Source organism: Qipengyuania sp. BR81-2, assembly GCF_055693895.1.
This window is the reverse complement of the sequence record NZ_CM146344.1, coordinates 471,564-491,398: the sequence shown is the minus strand read 5'-3', so window position 1 is coordinate 491,398 and position 19,835 is coordinate 471,564. Positions and strand designations below refer to the sequence as shown.

General features: G+C 64.8%; 20 protein-coding genes and 1 pseudogene. 7 read left to right on the top strand and 14 right to left on the bottom strand.

The window, feature by feature from the left end:
• Nucleotides 1-41 precede the first annotated feature (41 nt).
• From ACZ1G8_RS02520 to ACZ1G8_RS02505, 4 genes are read left to right on the top strand one after another with little or no spacing between them, the layout of a single operon-like run.
• The gene (locus ACZ1G8_RS02520) at nucleotides 42-1,331 is read left to right on the top strand and encodes an O-antigen ligase family protein (RefSeq protein WP_472680256.1); all 1,290 of its coding nucleotides are present in this window, start codon (nucleotides 42-44) and stop codon (nucleotides 1,329-1,331) included.
• On the top strand, nucleotides 1,328-2,041 hold the full coding sequence (locus ACZ1G8_RS02515) for a polysaccharide biosynthesis/export family protein (protein WP_472680255.1): 714 nt from the start codon (nucleotides 1,328-1,330) through the stop codon (nucleotides 2,039-2,041). Before ACZ1G8_RS02520 ends, ACZ1G8_RS02515 begins: the two co-directional genes overlap by 4 nt.
• Nucleotides 2,042-2,049: 8 nt before the next feature.
• A complete protein-coding gene (locus ACZ1G8_RS02510; protein ID WP_472680254.1) occupies nucleotides 2,050-4,242 on the top strand; it encodes a GumC family protein in 2,193 nt (730 codons plus the stop codon).
• Nucleotides 4,239-5,375 carry a tetratricopeptide repeat protein gene (locus ACZ1G8_RS02505; protein WP_472680253.1) on the top strand — a complete coding sequence of 379 codons (1,137 nt, stop codon included), beginning with the start codon at nucleotides 4,239-4,241 and terminating at the stop codon, nucleotides 5,373-5,375. The genes ACZ1G8_RS02510 and ACZ1G8_RS02505 overlap by 4 nt, the downstream gene beginning before the upstream one ends.
• On the opposite strand, the gene ACZ1G8_RS02500 is transcribed toward ACZ1G8_RS02505, so the two are convergent.
• The 13 genes and pseudogenes from ACZ1G8_RS02500 to tsaD form a co-directional block, all read right to left on the bottom strand.
• Nucleotides 5,372-6,451: a glycosyltransferase gene (locus tag ACZ1G8_RS02500; RefSeq protein ID WP_472680252.1), complete on the bottom strand. Its 1,080-nt coding sequence runs from the start codon at nucleotides 6,449-6,451 to the stop codon at nucleotides 5,372-5,374. The genes ACZ1G8_RS02505 and ACZ1G8_RS02500 overlap by 4 nt on opposite strands.
• 50 nt (nucleotides 6,452-6,501) lie before the next feature.
• Nucleotides 6,502-7,512, bottom strand: coding sequence for a fumarylacetoacetate hydrolase family protein (locus tag ACZ1G8_RS02495; RefSeq protein WP_472680251.1), 1,011 nt, complete (start codon nucleotides 7,510-7,512; stop codon nucleotides 6,502-6,504).
• Between the two features lie 12 nt (nucleotides 7,513-7,524).
• On the bottom strand, nucleotides 7,525-8,166 hold the full coding sequence (maiA, locus tag ACZ1G8_RS02490; protein WP_472681161.1) for a maleylacetoacetate isomerase: 642 nt from the start codon (nucleotides 8,164-8,166) through the stop codon (nucleotides 7,525-7,527).
• A gap of 153 nt (nucleotides 8,167-8,319) precedes the next feature.
• Nucleotides 8,320-9,495 (bottom strand): acyl-CoA dehydrogenase, encoded by a 1,176-nt coding sequence (locus tag ACZ1G8_RS02485; RefSeq protein ID WP_221429546.1) that lies wholly within the window; start codon nucleotides 9,493-9,495, stop codon nucleotides 8,320-8,322.
• An 81-nt stretch (nucleotides 9,496-9,576) separates the two neighbouring features.
• On the bottom strand, nucleotides 9,577-10,014 hold the full coding sequence (locus ACZ1G8_RS02480; protein WP_472680250.1) for a lasso peptide biosynthesis B2 protein: 438 nt from the start codon (nucleotides 10,012-10,014) through the stop codon (nucleotides 9,577-9,579).
• A gap of 37 nt (nucleotides 10,015-10,051) precedes the next feature.
• Nucleotides 10,052-10,438, bottom strand: coding sequence for a four-helix bundle copper-binding protein (locus ACZ1G8_RS02475; RefSeq protein ID WP_472680249.1), 387 nt, complete (start codon nucleotides 10,436-10,438; stop codon nucleotides 10,052-10,054).
• A gap of 68 nt (nucleotides 10,439-10,506) precedes the next feature.
• Complete coding sequence (locus ACZ1G8_RS02470; protein ID WP_472680248.1) at nucleotides 10,507-10,869, bottom strand: response regulator; 363 nt, start codon at nucleotides 10,867-10,869, stop codon at nucleotides 10,507-10,509.
• Nucleotides 10,870-10,934: 65 nt separating this feature from the next.
• Nucleotides 10,935-11,402, bottom strand: coding sequence for a hypothetical protein (locus tag ACZ1G8_RS02465; protein ID WP_472680247.1), 468 nt, complete (start codon nucleotides 11,400-11,402; stop codon nucleotides 10,935-10,937).
• Nucleotides 11,399-11,521 (bottom strand): hypothetical protein, encoded by a 123-nt coding sequence (locus tag ACZ1G8_RS02460; protein ID WP_472680246.1) that lies wholly within the window; start codon nucleotides 11,519-11,521, stop codon nucleotides 11,399-11,401. The genes ACZ1G8_RS02465 and ACZ1G8_RS02460 overlap by 4 nt, the downstream gene beginning before the upstream one ends.
• 13 nt (nucleotides 11,522-11,534) lie before the next feature.
• Nucleotides 11,535-12,272: an OmpA family protein gene (locus ACZ1G8_RS02455; RefSeq protein ID WP_472681160.1), complete on the bottom strand. Its 738-nt coding sequence runs from the start codon at nucleotides 12,270-12,272 to the stop codon at nucleotides 11,535-11,537.
• Nucleotides 12,273-12,388: 116 nt separating this feature from the next.
• Nucleotides 12,389-13,885, bottom strand: a complete 1,497-nt coding sequence (locus ACZ1G8_RS02450; RefSeq protein WP_472681159.1) for a lipopolysaccharide biosynthesis protein — start codon at nucleotides 13,883-13,885, stop codon at nucleotides 12,389-12,391.
• A gap of 50 nt (nucleotides 13,886-13,935) precedes the next feature.
• On the bottom strand, nucleotides 13,936-14,925 hold the full coding sequence (locus ACZ1G8_RS02445) for an NAD(P)H-dependent glycerol-3-phosphate dehydrogenase (protein WP_472680245.1): 990 nt from the start codon (nucleotides 14,923-14,925) through the stop codon (nucleotides 13,936-13,938).
• Nucleotides 14,922-15,961 (bottom strand): annotated as a pseudogene (gene tsaD, locus ACZ1G8_RS02440) (tRNA (adenosine(37)-N6)-threonylcarbamoyltransferase complex transferase subunit TsaD). Before tsaD ends, ACZ1G8_RS02445 begins: the two are co-directional and overlap by 4 nt.
• Nucleotides 15,962-16,006: 45 nt before the next feature.
• Here tsaD and hemC point away from each other — a divergent pair.
• From hemC to ACZ1G8_RS02425, 3 genes are all read left to right on the top strand, one after another.
• Nucleotides 16,007-16,936: a hydroxymethylbilane synthase gene (gene hemC / locus ACZ1G8_RS02435; protein ID WP_472680244.1), complete on the top strand. Its 930-nt coding sequence runs from the start codon at nucleotides 16,007-16,009 to the stop codon at nucleotides 16,934-16,936.
• On the top strand, nucleotides 16,936-17,616 hold the full coding sequence (locus ACZ1G8_RS02430) for a uroporphyrinogen-III synthase (RefSeq protein WP_472680243.1): 681 nt from the start codon (nucleotides 16,936-16,938) through the stop codon (nucleotides 17,614-17,616). Before hemC ends, ACZ1G8_RS02430 begins: the two co-directional genes overlap by 1 nt.
• Nucleotides 17,617-17,716: 100 nt before the next feature.
• Complete coding sequence (locus tag ACZ1G8_RS02425) at nucleotides 17,717-18,571, top strand: hypothetical protein (RefSeq protein WP_472680242.1); 855 nt, start codon at nucleotides 17,717-17,719, stop codon at nucleotides 18,569-18,571.
• 18 nt (nucleotides 18,572-18,589) lie between these two features.
• On the opposite strand, the gene ACZ1G8_RS02420 is transcribed toward ACZ1G8_RS02425, so the two are convergent.
• Complete coding sequence (locus ACZ1G8_RS02420; RefSeq protein WP_472680241.1) at nucleotides 18,590-19,804, bottom strand: FAD-dependent monooxygenase; 1,215 nt, start codon at nucleotides 19,802-19,804, stop codon at nucleotides 18,590-18,592.
• Nucleotides 19,805-19,835 lie beyond the last annotated feature (31 nt).

Below are 19,835 nucleotides of genomic sequence, written 5' to 3'. Positions count from 1 at the left end.
CGCGCCACGGGTGGATTTGTGCGGCTTTCATAGGCTTCGCGATGGTCCTCGGTGGTGGCGGTTCGCCAACACCCAAGGCTGAAATCATCGTCCAGCTCGGCTTTGTCGCGGCCGTGCTCGCATGGACTTGGTGGGCCGGGCGCAGTCCCAGCGTACCGCGCCCGCTTCTCTTGCTTGGCGCTGCCCTTGTCGCCTTACCTCTCATCCAGCTGGTACCGCTGCCGCCGCCGATCTGGCAGGCATTGCCCGGAAGGGAACTCCAGCTCGCCAATCTTGCGCTCGTCGGGGCCGAGGACAGCTGGCGCCCGCTCTCGATCAGTCCCTCACTGACATTGGCCGGCTTGCTCGCGCTGATCCCGGCGGTGGGGACGATGTGGGCCGTCTCGACGCTCGGCCACCGTGACCGCCGTTTCCTCGTTCTGACGATTGGCCTGATCGCGCTTGCAGGAGCAGGGCTCGGCGCGTTGCAGATCGCGGGCGGGCCGGAGGCCTTTCGCCTCTACGAAAAAAGCCACCGTGGCTGGCTCACCGCCTTCCACGCAAATCGCAATGCGGCGGTCGACGTCCTGCTGATCGGGTCGCTCGCCTTTGCCGCTTGGTCCGCGTGCGACCGCAAGCGCGCGCAGGACAGGCGCCGCGCTCCGCTCGTCCTGGCGGCTCTTGTGGTGCTGCTGTTCGCGATATTGCTGACGGGATCGCGCGCAGGGATCGCGTTGCTGTTGGTCGCTATCGGCTTCGCCTGGCTGATCCTAGTCAGGACAGATGCGGGTTCGCGCGCCAGGCAGTTGCTTTATGGATTTACGGCAATCGCGCTGGGTCTTCTCGCGATCCCGTTTCTCCTCGGCTCGAATCCTCAGCTTGCCCGCGTGGCGGAGCGTTTCGATGCGACAGGCGATGCGCGCTTTCCCTTGTGGCAGGATACGGTGACCGCGATCCAGAGCTTCGGCTGGGCGGGCAGCGGCATCGGGACCTTCACCGAGGCCTTCCTGCCCCATGAAAGTATGGAATATCTGGGGCCTGCGTTTCCGAATCGCGCTCACAACGACTACCTGGAATTCCTGCTCGAGGCGGGCATGCTCGCTCCGCTTGTCGTTGTATTCGGTGCAGCGGTTCTCTTCCTCATGGCGCGGCGTGCGTGGAGGCTGTCACCCCATGATCACGTGCTCCAGCTCTTTGCGATGGGCGGGCTTGCCATCGTTGCGCTGCACTCCATCGTGGACTATCCGCTTAGAAATATGGCGATTGCGTGCCTCGCTGCGGCGATGGCGGGCTTGCTAACTCCGTCTGTGGGCGGGTCGAAGGGTCGCAAGGGACGGGACGGCGAAATATGATCCGCAGCTTCAACATGGCGGATATGGCGAAAATTGCGGCGCTTTGCGCAGTGGCGCTGCTCGCCTCGTGCCAGAGGCCGATGAACCCTGTCGTTCCGGCAGGACAGGCTGGCTATGACGCCGTGGCGATCGATCCCTCGCAAATCCAGCCGCAGAGCTATGACCTCGCACCCGGCGACAAGATCGCAGTGCGGATTTACGGCGAGCCCGAGCTGTCGGTTGACGAACTGGTCATCGACAATGCGGGTTTCGTGAACCTGCCGCTGATCGGCGAGATCCGAGCAAGCGGCCAGAGCGCCGGCGAACTCGCGCAGGGTATCGAGGCAGCCTATGCCGCCGATTTCGTGCGCGATCCGCGCGTGAACGTGGTCGTGCTGCAAGGCCGCGTTCGCACCATCGCCGTAGAGGGCGAAGTTGAGCAGCCGGGTGTGTTTCCCTATGCCGAGGGCCAGACGCTGCTCTCGGCGCTGGCGCTCGCGCGAAGCCCAACGGACGTTGCCAAGCTCGACGAGGTCATCATCTTCCGCACTGTCGAGGGACAGCGGCTGGCAGGCCGCTTCGACCTGCAGGACATCCGTGGTGGCAGGTCGCCGGATGTCGCACTCGTGCCGGGCGACGTTGTGGTCGTCGGCTATTCGACCGTTCGCGGGGCCTATCTCGACGTCGTGAAGGCACTGCCTGTCGTCGGCTTCTTCAGGCCGATCAATTGATGGATCAGATGACAACTTCGGCCCACGACGGCACCTACCCGGCGGAATATCCCGCGCCGGGAGAGAACGCGGTCAGCGCGACCCTGCGCCAGGTGTTCTCTGCTGTCAGGCGCTATTTCTGGATGGCGGCGGCGATCCTCGGCATCTGTGTCGCGCTCTCAGTCGTTGCGACAATGCTCGACACGCCGCAGTATTCAGCGGCTTCAACGGTCCAGATCAACGATCAGAGCGACGAGGTTCTGGGTGGCGATTTCGAGACGCAGATCGCGCCGCCGTCAGACTGGGATACCGAGCGCTTTCTCAACACGCAGCTTGACGTCCTACGCAGTCGCGCGCTGGCCGAGCGGGTTGTCGATGCCCTTGACCTCGCCAGTCAGGAGCGCTTCTTCGCCGCGATGGAGGTCCCCGCGACCTCGCTCACCGGTACCGAGGCGCAGACGCGCAAATGGGCGATCGACCTGCTGCAGGGCAATCTCGATATCGAGCTCCGGCGCTCGACGCGCATCGCGCTGATCACTTTCACCAGCACCGATCCCGATCTTTCCGCGCGCATTGCGAACACCTTTGCCGAGGAGTTCATCCAGCAGAACCTCCAGCGCAGGTTCGACAGCTCTTCCTACGCGCGCAACTTCGTTGCCGAGCAGCTCGACGAGGCGCGTCGCGATCTCGAGCAAACCGAAGCCGCGCTCAACGAATATGCGCGCGGTGTCGGCCTGATCCGTACGCGCGACGCGGTGGCTCCCAGCGGGCCCGACCTTGCGACCGGCTCGGTCACGGCCTCCAGCCTGCTGCAGTACAACCAGGCTGCCATTCGTGCGCGCGAGAACCGAATTGCCGCGCAATCTCGCTGGGATGCGGTGCGCAATTCCGCGATCCTGTCGTCACAGCCGGTGTTGTCGCACCCGACCGTCCAGTCGCTGATGACGCGCCGGGCGGAGCTGGAAAGCGAGCTGCAAAGCGCGCGCGATCGCTATCTTCCCAGCCACCCCGCCATTGCGCGGCTTGAAGGCGACATTGCCGGCATCAACGCGCAGCTCGAGCGGACCGCGCGCGACGTGAGGCAGTCGATCCAGGCCGAATACCAGGCTGCCGCCGTGGCCGAGCAGAGGCTGCAGAACCAGGTCCAAGAAGCACGCGGGGCCACGCTTGCCGAACAGGACCAGTCGGTTCGCTACAACGTGCTTGCGCGCGAAGCGGACACGGCGCGTTCGATCTATGACGGATTGCTGCAGCGCTATCGCGAGCTCAACGCTTCTGCGGGCATCGCGTCGAGCAATGTAACCATCATCGACCGCGCCGAAGTGCCCAGCGCGCAGTCTTCGCCCAGCCTGACGCGCAACCTCGCGCTCGGCATCCTGATCGGACTTGCGCTGGCCGGCCTTGCCATCTTCCTGCGCGACCAGCTCGACGATGTGATCCACACGCCCGAGGACGTGGAGGACAAGCTGCGCCTTTCGCTGCTCGGTGTCGTGCCTCGCGCAGAGGACGGTGCGCCTATCGAAGCCCTGAGCAATCCGAAATCCGCGCTTTCCGAAGCCTACAACTCGATGCGGGGTGCGCTGCTCTATTCGACGCCGCGCGGGCTGCCCAAGATCATTGTCGTTACGAGCGCCCAATCCTCCGAGGGCAAGAGTACGACCAGTTTCGCGCTGGCTTCGGGCTTTGCGCGGATCGGGGTGGCACCGCTGCTGATAGATGCCGACCTTCGGCGTCCCGCGCTCCACCGCATACTCGGCGCCTCCAAGGACCGCGGTCTCACCAGCCTGCTCGTCTCGCAGGACGATCCGGCGAGCGCGACGGTCCCCGTTGAAATGGGTGACGCGTCATTCGACCTGATCCCGGCGGGCCCGGTGCCGCCGTCGCCTTCCGAACTTCTTGCATCGCCGCGAATGGCGCAGCTGCTCGAGCATTTCGCCGACAAATACGGCGTTGTGATCGTCGACAGCCCGCCGGTCCTCGGACTTGCCGACGCGCCGATGTTGTCGGCGATTGCCGATGGAACGGTCTTCGTGATCGAGGCAGACCGCGGCCGTAGCGGGGCGCTCAAGGCGGCGCTCAGGCGCCTTCGTGCGATGGAGCCCAACATCCTTGGCGCAGTGCTGGCGAAGTTTGATCCCTCGCGGGCGGACAACCGCTATTCGGCCTATTATGGCTATGACTATTACGCCTATGCCGAGGATGGCGGGCGAAAGGACGCATGAACGCGGGGCGTTTCCGCTGGCTCGCGACGCTGATGGCGTGCCTGTTCGCTATTCTCGCGATCTTTTCCGGTCTCGACCGCTTCAGCGAACACCAGCCAAGCGCCATCCGGCTCGTACCGAAGGTTTTTCGCGTGGACGCTCTACGCGTGGAAATTGCGCAGGCGGTAGCATCGGGGGATGCAGAGAAGGCAGAGGCGCTGGCAAGAAAGGCGATCCTTGCCGGACCCCATGACGCGCGCGGACCTGCCTTCCTGGGCGCGGCAAGGCTTCTGTCAGGCGAACATTCCTCGGCGAACGAGGCATTTGTGGTCGCCCGCAGCATGGGGCTGCGCGAACCGCTGGTGCAGGCCCATTTCTTCGATGCCGCCTTGGCCGATGGTGACTACGCAGAGACGGCGCGCCAGCTGGATATCCTGCTGCGAGCGCATCCCCGGCTGGCCCGCATCGAATATTTCTTCACCTCGCTCGAAGCGAGCGAGGAGGGCAGGGCCCAGCTGGCCGCGAGGCTCGCGGATGACCCGCTCTGGTCGGGGTCATACCTCGGCGATTTCCGTGCCAGTGACGAGGTGCTGCGTTCGCGGGCGCGCTTCCTCGCCGGAGCGGGCGAAGGCCTCGATCTATCTTGCAAGAGCGTCGAGCCGCTTGTGCGCGAGCTGACCCAGCGCAACTACTTGCGAGAGGCGCGGGATATCTCTCGGACCTATTGTGCCAGACGAAACCAGGGCGGTCTGCTTGCTGATCCGCAATTCGAGGAGCTCGGCAACGGGAATACCTTCGGCTGGAGAAGACATGGCAGCGGCGATGTCCGTATCGCTTCGGTCGGTGAGGGCAACAAGTCGGTCGAAATCGAGAACCGGGCGGGCGTAACGCGCCTCGTCCTTTCGCAAGCGATCGTGCTTGAGGCGGGCGAGTACCGCGTCTTCGGCAGCGTGGCCGGTGCAAATGCGGATCGCGTGCTGATTTCTGTGACCTGTTCGGTCCCCGGCAGACCGCGCGGCGTAGGCGGCGCGCTGGGCCGTGGCCAGCTCGTCAGCGCGCCCGATTGCGCCGATCAGGTTCTGGGCATCTGGCTGAGGCCGGGGAACGGTGCGCTGCGTCTCGACGACATGCGCATGGAGCGCGTGGGCGACTAGTTTTCGAGCAAGGCGCTGTAGAGCGCTTCCCATCTCGCCGAGACCAAATGCGCGCCGAATGGGCCGGACGCCAGCTCGAGAGCCGCGCGCGACATGTCCTTCCATTCCGCGTTGGTGGCGCGAAAGCCACTGACCAGCGCCTCGCGTATCGAATTGCTTTCTGTACCGCAGCGGATCGCCGCGCCTTGCGCAAACCCTTCGGGCAAATGGCAGTGCTCGGTCATGATCGTGGGGACGCCAGCGGCCCAAGCCTCGAGGATTACCATCGGCAGGCCCTCGCTGTGGGAGGGAAGGACGAGGAACCGCGCGAGGTCCAGCAGTGCCGCCTTTTGCGAGCCGAAGGCCGTTCCGACGAATTCGATCCCCGCCTCGCGGTGCTCGCGCATGGTCCGCTCGAGCATGTCGACACCCGCGTCATCGCCCCATCCGGCAATCGTGAGCGTAGCGCCCTCGGGCAGGTCCGGTCGGGCGGCGAGCCATGCCCCGATCAGCGCAGCGAGGTTCTTCTTCTCGTGAATCCTGCCAATGTAGAGGGCGTTCGGACCCCGCGTGGTGTCGTCAGGCGCCGCTATGGCCGGCGCAGGATTGGGGATGGTCGCGATCCGCGCTCCGCGGGTTTCGCGGGCGATGTCGTCAGCCTCGGCATCGGTCAGTGCATGGAATGCGGCGGCCGAGCGCCAAGCGCGTTTCTCCCACAGCGCGCGGGCGAAGTGCTTCTTCCATGCATTGCGCGAGGTTATCCATGGATCGAGCATGCCGTGCGGGCTGATGACGAGCGGCTTGCCCGTGGCATTCGCCCAGTCGCCCGCCGCGTGTGTCGGGTGCTGCCAGATGCCATGGAGATGCAGCAGATCGAGCCGCGCATCCTCGATCGCTTCGGGCAGGTCGGGGGAGAAGCCGAAAGCTTGCGGCCCGGACTGGTCGACCAGATGCGTCTCGAATTCGGCAAGACGCCAAAGGTCGTCGGAGGTCGATTCCTCGCGCAAGCCCAGAACGACAGGCTCAGCTCCGAGCTCGCCGAGCATCTTCGCCTGCGCGACGACCGCCTCGAACACGCCCCCGTTGCGGCGCGACACCCACGAGGACAGCAGGCCTATCCGCCTGCCGACAAGTGGGTGTGCTCGGCTCAGGCCTCGACGACCTTCTGTTCGATGGCACCGAAGATCGAGTGGCCCTCGGCGTCCTTCATTTCGACGCGGACGGTGTCGCCGGGCTTCATGAATCCGGTCTTGGGTTCGCCGTCGGCGATGGTCTCGATCATGCGGATTTCGGCGATGCAGCTGTAGCCGAGACCGCCTTCGGAAACGGGCTTGCCTGCGCCGCCATTCTCGTCCTGGTTCGAGACCGTGCCCGAGCCGATGATCGTGCCGGCCGACAGGTTACGCGTCTTGGCAGCATGTGCGACGAGGTCGGCAAGGCTGAAGGTCGCATCGACACCGGCATTGGCCCGGCCGAATGCTTCGCCATTGTAGTCAACCATCAGCGGCAGGTGGATGACGCTGCCCTTCCACGCATCGCCAAGTTCGTCGGGCGTGACGGCGACGGGGCTGAATGCGCTTGCAGGCTTGGACTGGAAGAAGCCGAAGCCCTTGGCGAGTTCGCCCGGTATGAGGCCGCGAAGGCTCACGTCGTTGACCAGCATGACGAGCTTGATGTGACCGGCTGCGTCCTCGCTCGATACACCCATCGGGACGTCGTCGGTGATGACCGCGATCTCACCTTCCATGTCGCAGCCCCACTTGGTGTCCTTCAGGGGGATGTCGTCGCGCGGGGCGAGGAAGTTGTCGCTGCCGCCCTGGTACATGAGCGGATCGTGGTAGAAGCTCTCGGGCACTTCGGCACCGCGCGCCTTACGCACCAGTTCGACGTGGTTGATATAGGCCGAGCCGTCCGCCCACTGATAGGCGCGCGGCAGCGGCGAATGCGCCTCGCGTTCGTGGAAGCGTTCGCAGGGCACTGCCTGGTGTTCGACATCCGTGTAGAGCGCTTCGAGACGGGGTGCGACCTCGCCCCAATTGTCGAGCGCATACTGCAGGGTCGGAGCGATATTGTCGGCGGCGCAGTAGCGGGTGAGGTCCTTGGAGACGACCACCAGCTTGCCGTCGCGGGTTCCGTCCTTGAGCGTGGCGAGTTTCATGGGTGTCCTCTCTTATTGGTTTTCAGGATTGTCGGGTTGCACGTCCGGATGGGCGCGCTGGAATTCGGGAAGCGCGAGGCAGGCCGCCTCGATCCGCTCGATATGCGGCTTGTCGCTGAAGTCGAAGTCGAACCGGCGGGCGTTGTAGACCTGCGGGAGCAGGCAAACTTCGAAGAAGCCCGGTGCATCGAACAGGAAATCGCCGGTGCCCAGCTGCGCGAGGCGAGCCTCCAGCGGTTCGAGCGTGCGGGCGAGCCAATGGCGATACCAGACGCCGATTTCTTCCTGCGACTTGCCGTACTCGTTCGCGAGGTACTTCAGCACGGGCAGGTTGAGCGGGGCGTGCAGCTCGGTCGCGATGGCATAGGCCAGCTCGCGCGCCACATAACGGTCCTCGATATCGGTCGGAAGCAGCGGACGATCCGGGTAGGCCTCGTCCAGCCACTCGATCTGCGCCATCGACTGGACGCGGTCCTTGCCGTCGACTTCGAGCAGCGGGACCGAGCCGAAGGGGTTGCGGCTGGTGAAGGCCTCGCCCTTCTGCTCCGCTTCGAGCAGGTTCACCGGCACATACTCGTATGCCAGCCTTTTCAGCTCCAGCGCAATGCGCAGGCGGTAGCTGGTCGAGCTGCGATAGTAGCCGTGCAGGCGGATCATGCGGCCTCTCCTACAGCTTGGAACGGATGGAACACGGTCCTGGCGGAAAATCCGCCGGACGCACCAATCCCGCCAAAGCTGCGGGTTTCAGCGGGATGGAGCGTGCTCATTTGCCCCTGATGCTCCATTTCCGAAAAGTAGGAAAGGGCATCAGAATGCGGCGATCCCCGTGATGGCGCGGCCCAGGATCAGCGCATGGACGTCATGCGTGCCCTCGTAGGTGTTGACCGTCTCGAGGTTCACCATGTGGCGGATCACCTGGTATTCTTCCGAAATGCCGTTGCCACCGTGCATGTCGCGGGACTTGCGCGCGATATCGAGCGCCTTGCCGACATTGTTGCGCTTCACGATGCTGATCATGTCGGGCGAGAACTTGCCTTCGTCCATCAGGCGGCCGACGCGCAGCGAACCCTGCAGGCCGAGCGCGATCTCGCTCATCATGTCGGCGAGCTTGAGCTGGTAAAGCTGTTTCGAGGCGAGCGGCACACCGAACTGCTGGCGGTCGAGGCCGTACTGGCGCGCTGCGTGGAGGCAGAACTCCGCCGCTCCAAGCGCCCCCCAGCTGATGCCGTAGCGCGCGCGGTTGAGGCAGCCGAACGGGCCCTTGAGGCCCTGGACTTCGGGAAGGAGGGCATCTTCGCCCACTTCGACCTCGTCCATCACGATCATTCCGGTGGTGCTGGCGCGCAGCGAGATCTTGCCTTCGATCTTGGGAGCCGACAGGCCCTTCATGCCCTTTTCGAGCACGAAGCCGCGAATGCCGCCGCCATGTGCCTCACTCTTCGCCCAGACGACGAAAACATCAGCGAAGGGCGAGTTCGAGATCCAGGTCTTCGAGCCGGAAATGACATAACCGCCGTCGACCTTCTTGGCGGTGGTCTTCATTCCGGCGGGGTCCGAACCTGCATCGGGTTCGGTCAGGCCGAAGCAGCCGATCAGCTGGCCACTGGCGAGGCCGGGGAGGTACTTCTTGCGCTGTTCTTCCGAACCGTATGCGTGGATCGGATACATCACGAGGCTCGACTGGACCGATGCCATCGAGCGATAGCCGCTATCGACCCGCTCGATCTCGCGCGCGATCAGGCCGTAGGCGACATAGCTGGCACCTGCGCCGCCATATTCTTCCGGAACGGTCGCACCGAGGAGGCCCGCTTCGCCCATCAAGGGAAACAGCTCGGGAGCGTCCTTCTCGGTCGAGAAAGCCTCGATCACACGCGGCTGCAATTCGCCTTGCGCAAAACCATGCGCGGCATCGCGGATCATCCGCTCTTCCTCGGTCAGCTGATCGTCGAGGTTGAAGGGATCGTTCCAGTCGAACGGCACCATGCCAGCCATGTGGTCTCCTTTGTAACTTGTCAGGCCGATGGCAGAGGCGGCGGGCCGGTGCAAGGCCAGAAGTCAGCGATTTCAGGCTGCCTCCGGCTCGCCCGGCACGAGGAGCGTATACTGCGCTTCGTCGCACAGGCCCGTCACCCATTCGTCGCCCACCTTGAGCCATGCATGGAAGCGCGCCTTGCCGGTCTCGTCGTGTTGCGTCCCGAGGAACAGGCTGGAGGCAATTCCGCGGCGTTCGAGCATCCAGCGTCCGGCCAGTGCCTGCGGGAGACAGTTGGGGGCACCGGGCACATTGTTGAGTGCCCGCATGATCGCCAGGCGGACGCGGCGGACCTTTTCGAGGTCGCCCGACTTCTCGCTTGAGCGGCCAACCGTCCCGAAGCGCGAGCGCCACCGGCGCGGCGGTACGTTACCGATCAGGAGCTTTGCATAGAGCACGAGCACCATCGCCTCGAGCGAGGCGAGTTTGTCGGCGCTATCGAGCGCGAAAAAGGTGCGCAGCTTGGACATCGGCCGGCAATCATACCATGCATCGCCGGTCTTGGCTTCAATTCACATGCGCAAGCGCCTTCTTGCAGTCCTCGGCACATTCGCGGCACATCTTCGCGCACAGCGCGCAATGCGGGTTGTCATGGCCTTCGCATTCGGCCGCGCAGGTCTCGCAGGCCTTGATGCAGGTTTCGAGCTGGGCGCGAAGGACGTCGATATTCTGGGCGGTGCGGCGCACGGCGAGCCTTGCGGTCGCAGCGCAGACATCGGCGCAATCGAGGCAGTTGCGGATGCACTGCGCCATGTCCATCTCCTCGGCCACGCAGGCATCGGCGCAGCTGGTGCAGAAGAGAGAGCAAAGCATCGCATGGCGCGCTGCGAGGACGAGCTCTTCGGTCTTGTCCTGAACCTGCGGGTGGTTCTGGATCATTTGCTGGAGTGACATGCGAAATCCTTTCCTTGATGGTTCAATCAAGGAATGGGGCAGGGGGAAGGTCGTTCCTGATCAGTCGTCTAGTGGTGCCGCGCAGCCCTATGGACCGTTTCCAGGACCTCTGCCGGGGGGCAGGGCTTGGACAGGGCCCGTGCCTGCGGGAAGCGGCTTGCCACTTCCTGCGGTGTGATTTGGCCAGAATGGAAAATGACCGGCACGTCTTCGGCCATCATCTGTTCGGCCAGCGGGTAGACGATGCCGTCACCCAGCTGCACGTCAAGGATGGCCACGTCCGGCTTCATCTTCTGGTAGGCGAGCATCGCGCTCGACAGGTCGTCGAAGGGGCCTTCGACAAGGTAGCCGGCTTCGGCCACGGTATCGCACAGATCGTATCCCACGATCAGCTCGTCTTCTGCGACAAGCACTCTAAGCTGCTGTCCCATCCAGCCTCTCCTCGCTCAATCGACCCAACCCAATTAATGTGCCGAAGAGAAGAAGGTTCCGGAGCTCAGGCTCCGGCGCCGTACTTGTCGGAAAACTCGGCCGATTTGCCCTCGGCGAGGAGCTTCGCCTGACCGACCCAATCGTCGCGGCGGATACGGCCCTGGAATCGGCCGAGCTCTGCATCGATGCGGTCGATCTTGGCGTCGTCCCAGGCGGCGATCTGCGCGAAACTGGTGACACCGAGGCCGTTCAGCACGGCGACAAGCTTCGGCCCGACGCCCTTGATGCGCGTCAAATCGTCACCGCCGTTCGCAGTCGCTTGCGTTAAGGTCTCGTCACGTTGTGCGGCAGGTGCGCTTTCCACCAGCGCGGCGTTGCGCTGGGCGCGCTCCGCACCTTCGTCGAGCACGTCCTTGCTTGCGCCAGTCACACGCGTGCGGCGATTGGTGCGGAACAGGAACCACGCAACGACCAGCCCGATGACCAGTGCGATCGCCAGCAGGATCCAGTTTTCGGCGAGCAGCTCGCTCATGTGTCGTTACCTTCCTTCTTGATTGCGACAGGGGCACGGCCCCATAGCGCCCAGCCGAGCGTGAGGCCAACTCCGTAGGCCACCAGCATCAGGGCGATTGTTTCGAACCATATCGGCATCAGCGGCTCCCTCTCACCTCGGGCCCGGCGTGTCGACCGGCGTAGGCTGCAGCGGCTTCATTTGGATCACGCGGAACTCGATGCGGCGGTTGGCGGGATCTTCCGGCGTGAGGCCGGGGATCGGCTCGCTCGAACCGAAACCGCGGGCACGCAGGCCTTCGCGCGGAATGCCTCGGCGAACCAGCGCCTCGCGAACCGCGCGCGCCCGGTCCATGCTGAGGGCGGTATTGTCGGGTTCGCTGCCCGAACGATCGGTATGGCCGGTAATCGCAATGATGGCGCCTAGACACGGACGCAGGGCCGTCGCGACTTCGTCGACCAGCAGCCGGCTGGCGGGCACGAGAGCAGCGCTTCCTTCCTCGAACCGGATCGTGCGCACCCGCAACAGGCCGTCGACGTCTTCCTGGCAGTGAAGCGGCTCGAATTGACGCTCGCCGCTCTCGGCATTGACTGTGCCGTCGATCCAGCTGATTCCGCCGACGCCGGAAACTCCAGCTACGGTCTGAGCGGCTCTTGTGCGTGCCTCTTCGTCGAGCTTCTCGCCTCCCGAGAGGACCGGATGGCGAGAGGGATGACCGAAACGGTTGGAGAAGCGCGCCTTGACCGATGGCAGCTCGGCATCGGCCAAAGCCTGCTCGCTTTGCTGCGCCAATCTTTCGGCCAATTCTTCCGCATTGCCCGAAGTGCCGGCGACAAGGCCGATCGCGACGACCGACAAGGCCCCGAGTGGGATGAGAAAGCGCTGGAACATCACTCCGGGCTCTTAGCCGCGCAGCGCGCCGCCTGCCAAGCGCCCAGTCTACCCTTCTGGCGCTCTTCCCACTTCATGAAGATGGGCGCCGGATGACGAGTTTTCGCTCCGGGCACTCAGGCGCCTTCGTTTCCAGGGGCAGTCTTGTCCTTGCTCTGGCTCTTCTGGAACAGCACCCTGTCTTCCGGGCCGAAGCCGCGCTTCCAGATCACGTAGCCATATGTGGCGAGGATCGCCGGGATGCCGAATATGAGCTCGGCCCATTCGGGCAGTTGCGTGGCAATGAAGCCGACGACCACGGCTGGGCCGGTCGCCCAGACAAGTGCCCAGCGCCAGTTTGCAACCGGCGCCTTGAGCAGCGATTTCAGCAGGAGCGCCTTGACGAGGCTCGAAGTACCCAGTGCGATGAACAGCGCGAGCGCGGCACCTGCCGCCTTGAAGCCTTCGTCCAGGCCGAGATTGTCGGCCAGCCTGATCAGACCAATCGTAAGTGCGCCCTGGAGCGTGATAATCCCGACCGAGATGGCGAGATTGCGCTTGCGGGCGATGTAGACGAGCACGCTTTCGGACACGACTGCCATCGACGCGATCACTTCGGCTGCGAGCAGCAGGGCGAGCGCGCCGGTACCGCCGACGATTGCCGGTCCGCCCAGACCCATGACGGCCTCGCCCGGAATGGCGAGCGCGAGCGCGATGCCTGCCTGAAGCGCGATGATCCAGAAGCCCACCTGGCGCACTTGCGCAGCAATTGCGCTCATGTTGCCGATCTTGAGGTTCTTGGTGATCACCGGCGACAGGATAGGCTCGAAGCTGGTTTTCAGCTTTTGCGGAACGCTGACGATTTCCTTCGCGAAGAAGTAGATGCCGACTGCGGCCGCGGAGGCCGACTGGCCCAGCAGGAACACGTCCAGCAGGCGGGTGCCGCGTTCGATCACGTCGGCGCCGATCAGCGGCAGCGCCCTGCTCGTCAGCTTGCCGAGATAGCGAGGCCGCGGACGCCACCCGCGCGGGAGGCCGTAGGTGCGAAGGAAGGACCATAACGCTGTCAGCAGACCGGCATAGATCGAGGCGAGGAAGGCAAGCGCGAGGCCGCCATCCTTCAGGAACGGGATGAAGAAGAACACCCCGACGCCGATGGAACGGGTCCAGGGTTCGACGATGGCGCGCGCACGGACCGTAGTGGCGATGTCGTAGCGGTAGGCCTGCGCCGCGAGCAGGATTTCTGTCAGCGCGAAAGCTGGGATCGCGGCGATCATCCCCATGTCGAACTGGCTGCCCGTCCCGTTCGGGAAGATGATCACGGGAAAAACCAGCAACATGCCTGCCGCCACGAGCGCAAAGGCGAAGGAGACCAGCATCCCGTCGAATACGAGATTGGCCGGGGTATCCTCGTGTTGTTCCGCACCTTCGGTGAGGCGCTGCGCGAGACCGCGTTTCTCGCCCAGAGCGCAGACGAGCGCGAATATCTCGATGACGACGAAGGCTGCTGCAAAGCGGCCCATGTCCTCGACCCCGTAGAGACGGTAGCCGATGAACAGGAAGGGGATATTGCCTAGCAGGCGGATCAGGAAGCCGAGCGTGTTGGTGCGTCCGCCCTTTGCGAGCGTCGCCATGTCGTCGCCTCCCTTTGCGGGATCGACCTCTTCCTGTGAGGTCTTGTCGTTCAAGCGTCGCTTTCCTGTTCGGCCTTGAGCGGACGGGACAGGATGTCCTCGACTACGGCCTTCGGATCGTCGCCTTTCAGGAGATCATAGACGGCGGTGACGATCGGCATGGCTACGCCCCGGCGCGCCGCCAGTTCGACCAGCACGGGCGCGGTGTGGGCTCCTTCCGCGACCGTGCGCCTGTCCGACATCAGATCCTGCGCGCTCTGGCCTTCGCCCAGCGCCTTGCCGAGCGAGAAGTTGCGGCTCGATGTGGACGAGCAGGTCAGCACGAGGTCGCCGAGACCGCACAGACCCGCAAGCGTTTCCGCACGAGCTCCAAGGCTCTCTCCGAAACGCAGCATTTCGGCATAGCCGCGCGCGATCAGGGCGGCACGCGCGTTCTGGCCCAGTCCGAGCCCGTCGACCACTCCGCAGGCAATGGCGAGGACGTTCTTCACCGCTCCGCCGATCTCGGCACCTGTCACGTCGTCGGAATAGTAAGGGCGGAAGGCAGGGCGAGCGACGACGGGTGCGATCCTTTCCCATTGCTCGCGGCCCTCGCTGCAGGCGAGCGTGACGGCGGTCGGCAGGCCGGCTGCCACCTCGTGGGCAAAGGTCGGGCCCGAAAGCACGGCGACAGCGCTTTCTCGGGCGGCGTCGCGTGCAACATGATTCATCAGGCGCCCTGTGCCGGCCTCGATACCTTTCGAACACAGTACGAGGTCGCGCGGATGCGCGGGCATGGCCTCCAGCACGCTGCCCATGTGCTGCGCCGGCGTCACGACCAGCAGTACAGCGAGCTGGGCCATGTCGGCGAGGTCGCCCGTTGCCGTGATATTCTCCGAGAGTTTCGCGCTCGGCAGGAACAGCGAGTTGGTGCGGGCAGAGTTGATCTCCTCGACCAGCTCGTCCTCGCGCGCCCAGATCAGGACATCGCGCCCGTCGCTGGCGGCCATCTGCGCAAGGGCAGTTCCCCACGCGCCTGCTCCGAGGATACCGACGCTCATGCCTTCACTCCCGCTCCGCGCACCGGTTCCGCATCTGGGTCCAGCGGCCAGCGAGGCCGCGCCGAGATCTCGAGCGGGTCGGGTGCGAATCCCTCCATGGAAAGACGTTCTACCCCCGCCCATGCGATCATGGCAGCATTATCGGTGCAAAGCTTGGGGGCGGGGCGGTGAAACGCATGCCGTGGTCACTTGCAACGCCTTCGAGCGCAGCGCGGACCGAGGCATTGGCCGCGACACCGCCGGCGACGACCAGCGTCTGGACGTCTTGCATGCCTTCGAGAGCAACTTTGAGGCGGTCCACGACGCAATCGATGGCTGCCTGCTGGAAACTCGCGGCGATATCCGCTGCTTCGTACTTGCCGCTCTCGTGCGCGCGCAAAACGGCGCTCTTGAGTCCGGCAAAGGAGAAATGCGGCTCTCCGCTGCCGACCATCGGGCGGGGGAGGGGAACGGCGCTTGCATCGCCTTCCCTCGCGATCCGTTCGACGGCGGGTCCTCCGGGGAAACCGAGGCCGAGGATCTTGGCGGTCTTGTCGAATGCCTCGCCCAGCGCATCGTCGATCGTCGTGGCGAGGCGGCGATACTGGCCGACACCATCGACGCGCAGGATCTGGCAGTGTCCGCCCGAGACCAGCAGCAATGCGTAGGGGAACCGGAGCGCTTCGTCGGCAAGGCGCGGGCTGAGTGCATGACCTTCGAGGTGGTTGATCGCGATCAGCGGCACGTCGCTCGCCATCGCAAGAGCCTTGGCGCTGACGAGGCCCACCATGACCCCGCCGATGAGGCCGGGCCCTGCAGTCGCTGCAATCGCATCGCAATCCTCAAGAGAAACGCCCGCATCCTCGAGCACGCCTACGATCATCGGCGCGAGGCGCTCTGCATGGGCGCGGGCGGCGATCTCGGGCACCACGCCGCCGAAGGGCGCGTGCTGCTCGTCCTGCGAGGCGATACGCTGCGCCACGATACGGCGCTCGCTATCCACGAGCGCGGCGGCGGTTTCGTCGCAGGAGCTTTCTATTCCGAGGACCAGGGCCATGGCGCTTCCCCTTAACGGTATCGCTCGCTAGGGCAAGCGCGCGTCATGACAGATAAGCCCTTCATCCGCCTCGGTACCCGACGTTCCCCCCTTGCCATGGCGCAGGCGGTCGAAACCCGCCGCCGCCTGTGCGAAGCGCATGGCTGGGACGAGGATGCTGTCGAACTGGTTCCGGTCATCGCCAGTGGCGACAAGATCCAGGACCGGCCGCTCGCCGATATAGGAGGCAAGGCGCTCTGGACGCGCGAGCTCGATATCTGGCTTGCTGAAGGACGCATCGATGCCGCTGTCCACTCGATGAAGGACGTCGAGACCATTCGTCCGCAGGGGATCGCCATCGGCGCGATCCTGCCGCGTGCGGACAAGGCAGATGTCCTGCTTGGTGCCCTTTCGATCGCTGCGCTCCCGCGCGGGGCAAAGGTCGGCACCAGCGCCCCGCGAAGGGCTGCGCAACTCCTGCACGCAAGACCTGATCTCGAGGTCGTGGGAATTCGCGGAAATGTCGCGACCCGCATTGCCAAGCTTGGTGCGGGCGAGGCCGATGCCACTTTCCTCGCAGCCGCCGGGCTTGAGCGGCTGGGCGAAACCGGTGTCGGTATCCGGCTCGATCCGGAAGAATGGCTGCCTGCACCAGCGCAGGCCGCGATCGGCATCGAATGCCGCAGCGGTGATGAGCAAACGCAAGGCTACCTCTCGGCGATCGATCACCGTGACAGCCGCGAGGAAGTGATGGCCGAACGTGCACTCTTGGAAGCACTCGGCGGCACCTGCCACAGCCCGATTGCGGTGCTGACCCGCCGGGAAGGCAGCGAATTCTCAATGACGGCGGCGATCTACAGCGCCGACGGGGCGGTCCGGGTGAGGGAAACCTCGAATTTCGCCGCGACCGACCTCGATGCAGCACGCGCTCTTGGCAGGAAGCTGCTCGAAAGCGCTCCGACCCATGTCACTGCCCTGTTCGGCGCGGCAGCGTAATGCGGCCGCTCTACGTCTTCCGGCCCGAACCCGGCCTCTCCGTCACGCTCGAGACGGCCGCCGCGCAGGGCCTCGAGGCCAGTGGGTGCCCGCTGTTCGAGGTAGAGCCGGTCGAATGGACGGTCCCGCCTGCGGATGATTTCTCAGGCCTCCTCGTCGGCAGCTCCAACGTGTTTCGCCATGGGGGAAAACGGCTGGACAAGCTCGCCTCGCTACCGGTCTACGCGGTCGGAGAAGCTACTGGCGATGGTGCGCGCGAGAAGGGCTTCATCGTCTCGCGTACTGGCAAAGGTGGTCTGCAGAAGCTCATCGACAACATGTCCGGCAAGGAGCGTCACCTTTTGCGCCTAGCGGGTGAAGCCATGGTCGACCTCGACCCGCCCGAAGGCATCACGATCGACACGCGCGTCGTGTATCGGACAGCGCCGCTCGAACTGGCCGACGATATCGCTTCCATGATGCGCGAGAGCGGCGGAGTGGCGCTGCTACACTCGGGTGAGGCGGCAAAGCGCCTCCGGGCAGAATGCGAAAGACTGGGTATCGACCGGAGCGCGATAACGCTCGCGGTTCTCGGCCCGCGGATCGCCGAGCTGGCGGGCGATGGCTGGGAAGCTGTCCACACCGCGCCGCAGCCTCTGGATGTCGAGCTACTGGCCATGGCCCAGGCTTTGTGCCAGTAGTTTAGGCGGGATTGATCGCACCGCCGAGGCAGGTGCGCGAAGGGTCGTGGATCGGAGTACAATGGAGAATTTCGTTAGCAATCGGCGGGCGCAGTCCAGCATGCGGCCCATGCTGCTTGCCGCTGCCGGGTCCTTTGCTCTGGGTGCCGCGATTGTCGGATACTTCGCCTGGCGCATGGATTCGGGCGAAGAGGCCGCGCAGGCGACCAGCAGCGAGCCACAGGCCGCGCTGACGTCGACCGCGACGCCTGGCAGTTCGCCTTCTCCCACGCCCACTGCGAGCGCAACCGAGGTTTCCGCCGAAGATGTCGAGCGTGTTGCCGAACAACAGGGCGGCCTCGACCAGCGCCTTGCAGCTGCCGAGCAGCGTCTCACTAGGCTCGACCTCCAGGCGCAGGCGGCGGCAGGCAACGCCGCGCGCGCCGAGGGCCTGCTGATCGCCTTCGCGGTGCGCCGCGCGATCGATCGCGGTGCCGAGCTCGGCTACCTAGCCGATCAGCTGCGCCTGCGCTTCGGCGATGCACTTCCCAATGCGGTCAATACGATCATCTCCTTCTCGCGCGAGCCGGTCACTCTCGACCAGCTGATCGCGCGGCTGGACGGTCTCGCACCGCAGCTGCAATCGGGCGACGATCGCGGCGGGTTTGAACGTTTCACGGAAGAACTCGGTGCGCTTTTCACGATCCGCCGCGAAAGCGCCCCTTCGCCTCAGCCGGAGATGCGCCTCGAACGCGCAAGGCTTTTCCTGCTCAGCGGCAGGCCAGACGATGCTGTGGCGGAAGTGCGTAATCTTCCCGGAGCCTCGCAGGCCGACCAGTGGCTGCGTGACGCGGAGCGTTATGCTTCGACCCAGCGCGCGCTCGACCTGATCGAAACCGCCGCCGTGCTGGAACCGCGCCGCCTGCGCGATGGTGCTGGTAACCGGATATCGCAACCTAGTCCCGCCGAGGAATAATCCCGGCGCAAGAACACGTCAGGCCTTCATCAGCTCGGGCACATCGCCCGACACGCCGCGTGCCTCGTCCATGAAGAACTTCTTGAGCCAGCCCGAGCGCTGGACTCCGGCCATGCCGAAACGTCGTACGGCGCTGGCGGTCTTGCCGGGTACGCCGAAGATGCGGGTCAGCGTGTCGGTTGCGCCCATGACCATGATTGAATCGAGTGCGCGCCATTTCTCGTAGCGCTCGAGAACCTGCGCATCGCCAAGGTCGAGGCCAAGGCGGCGCGCTTCTTCGAGTACCTCGACCAGTGCACCGACATCGCGCAGGCCGAGGTTGAGGCCTTGTCCTGCGATCGGGTGCATGCCGTGCGCACTGTCGCCGACCAGAGCCATGCGTTCCCCAATGATGCGCGCGGTGTGCTGGAAGCTCAGCGGATATGAGGTACGTCCGCTGTTGAGGCTGAGCGTGCCGAGAATATCGCCCATGCGCTTCTCGACTTCGGCGAGAAATGCCCGGTCGCCCAGCTTGAGCACGCCGGCTGCGTCCTTTTCGTCCACCGTCCATACCAGCGCGCTGCGGTGCTCCCCGTCAGGTCCGTCGAGCAGCGGGAGGAGGGCGAAGGGGCCGTCCTCGTAGAAGATCTCCCACGCGACGCCGCCGTGCGGCTTGGAGTGGTCGAGGCCGGTGATGATGGCGCGGTGCGAATAATCCCAGCTCGCCATCTTGAGTCCTTCTTCCTCGCGCGTGGGCGATCCGCGCCCTTCTGCGCCGATCAGCAGGTCCGCTTCGAGCACGGTCCCATCGGCCAGCGTGGCGCTGACCGAGAAAGCATCGCGATGACGCTCCACGACGTCGACGGGCGCGTGGAGCTTGATCAGCGGCTCGTCCTTGAGCGCTTCGAAAAGTGCGATGCGCAGCTGGCGATTGGCGAACATGCGGCCGAGCGTGCCCTCATGCGGCTCGGGCTGGAAATCGATGCTACCGGGCTTCAGCTGGTCGAGCACCGCGATGGATTCGATCGGGCATCCATGTTCTTCGAGCGCATCGGCAAGGCCGATATTTCGGAAGAGGCGCCAGCTCGCGGTCGAAATCGCCGAGGCGCGCCCGTCGAAGCCTTCGGCGGTCAGATCGGCCGGATCGGCGCGGTCGACGAGGTGGCTGGAAAGGCCTTTGCGGGCTGCGGCCAGTGCGAGCGTCGTGCCGACGAGGCCGCCACCGAGGATGAGCAAGTCGCGCTTGTCTGTCATGGGGGCAGTCCCTAATGCGCAGGGTGTGAGA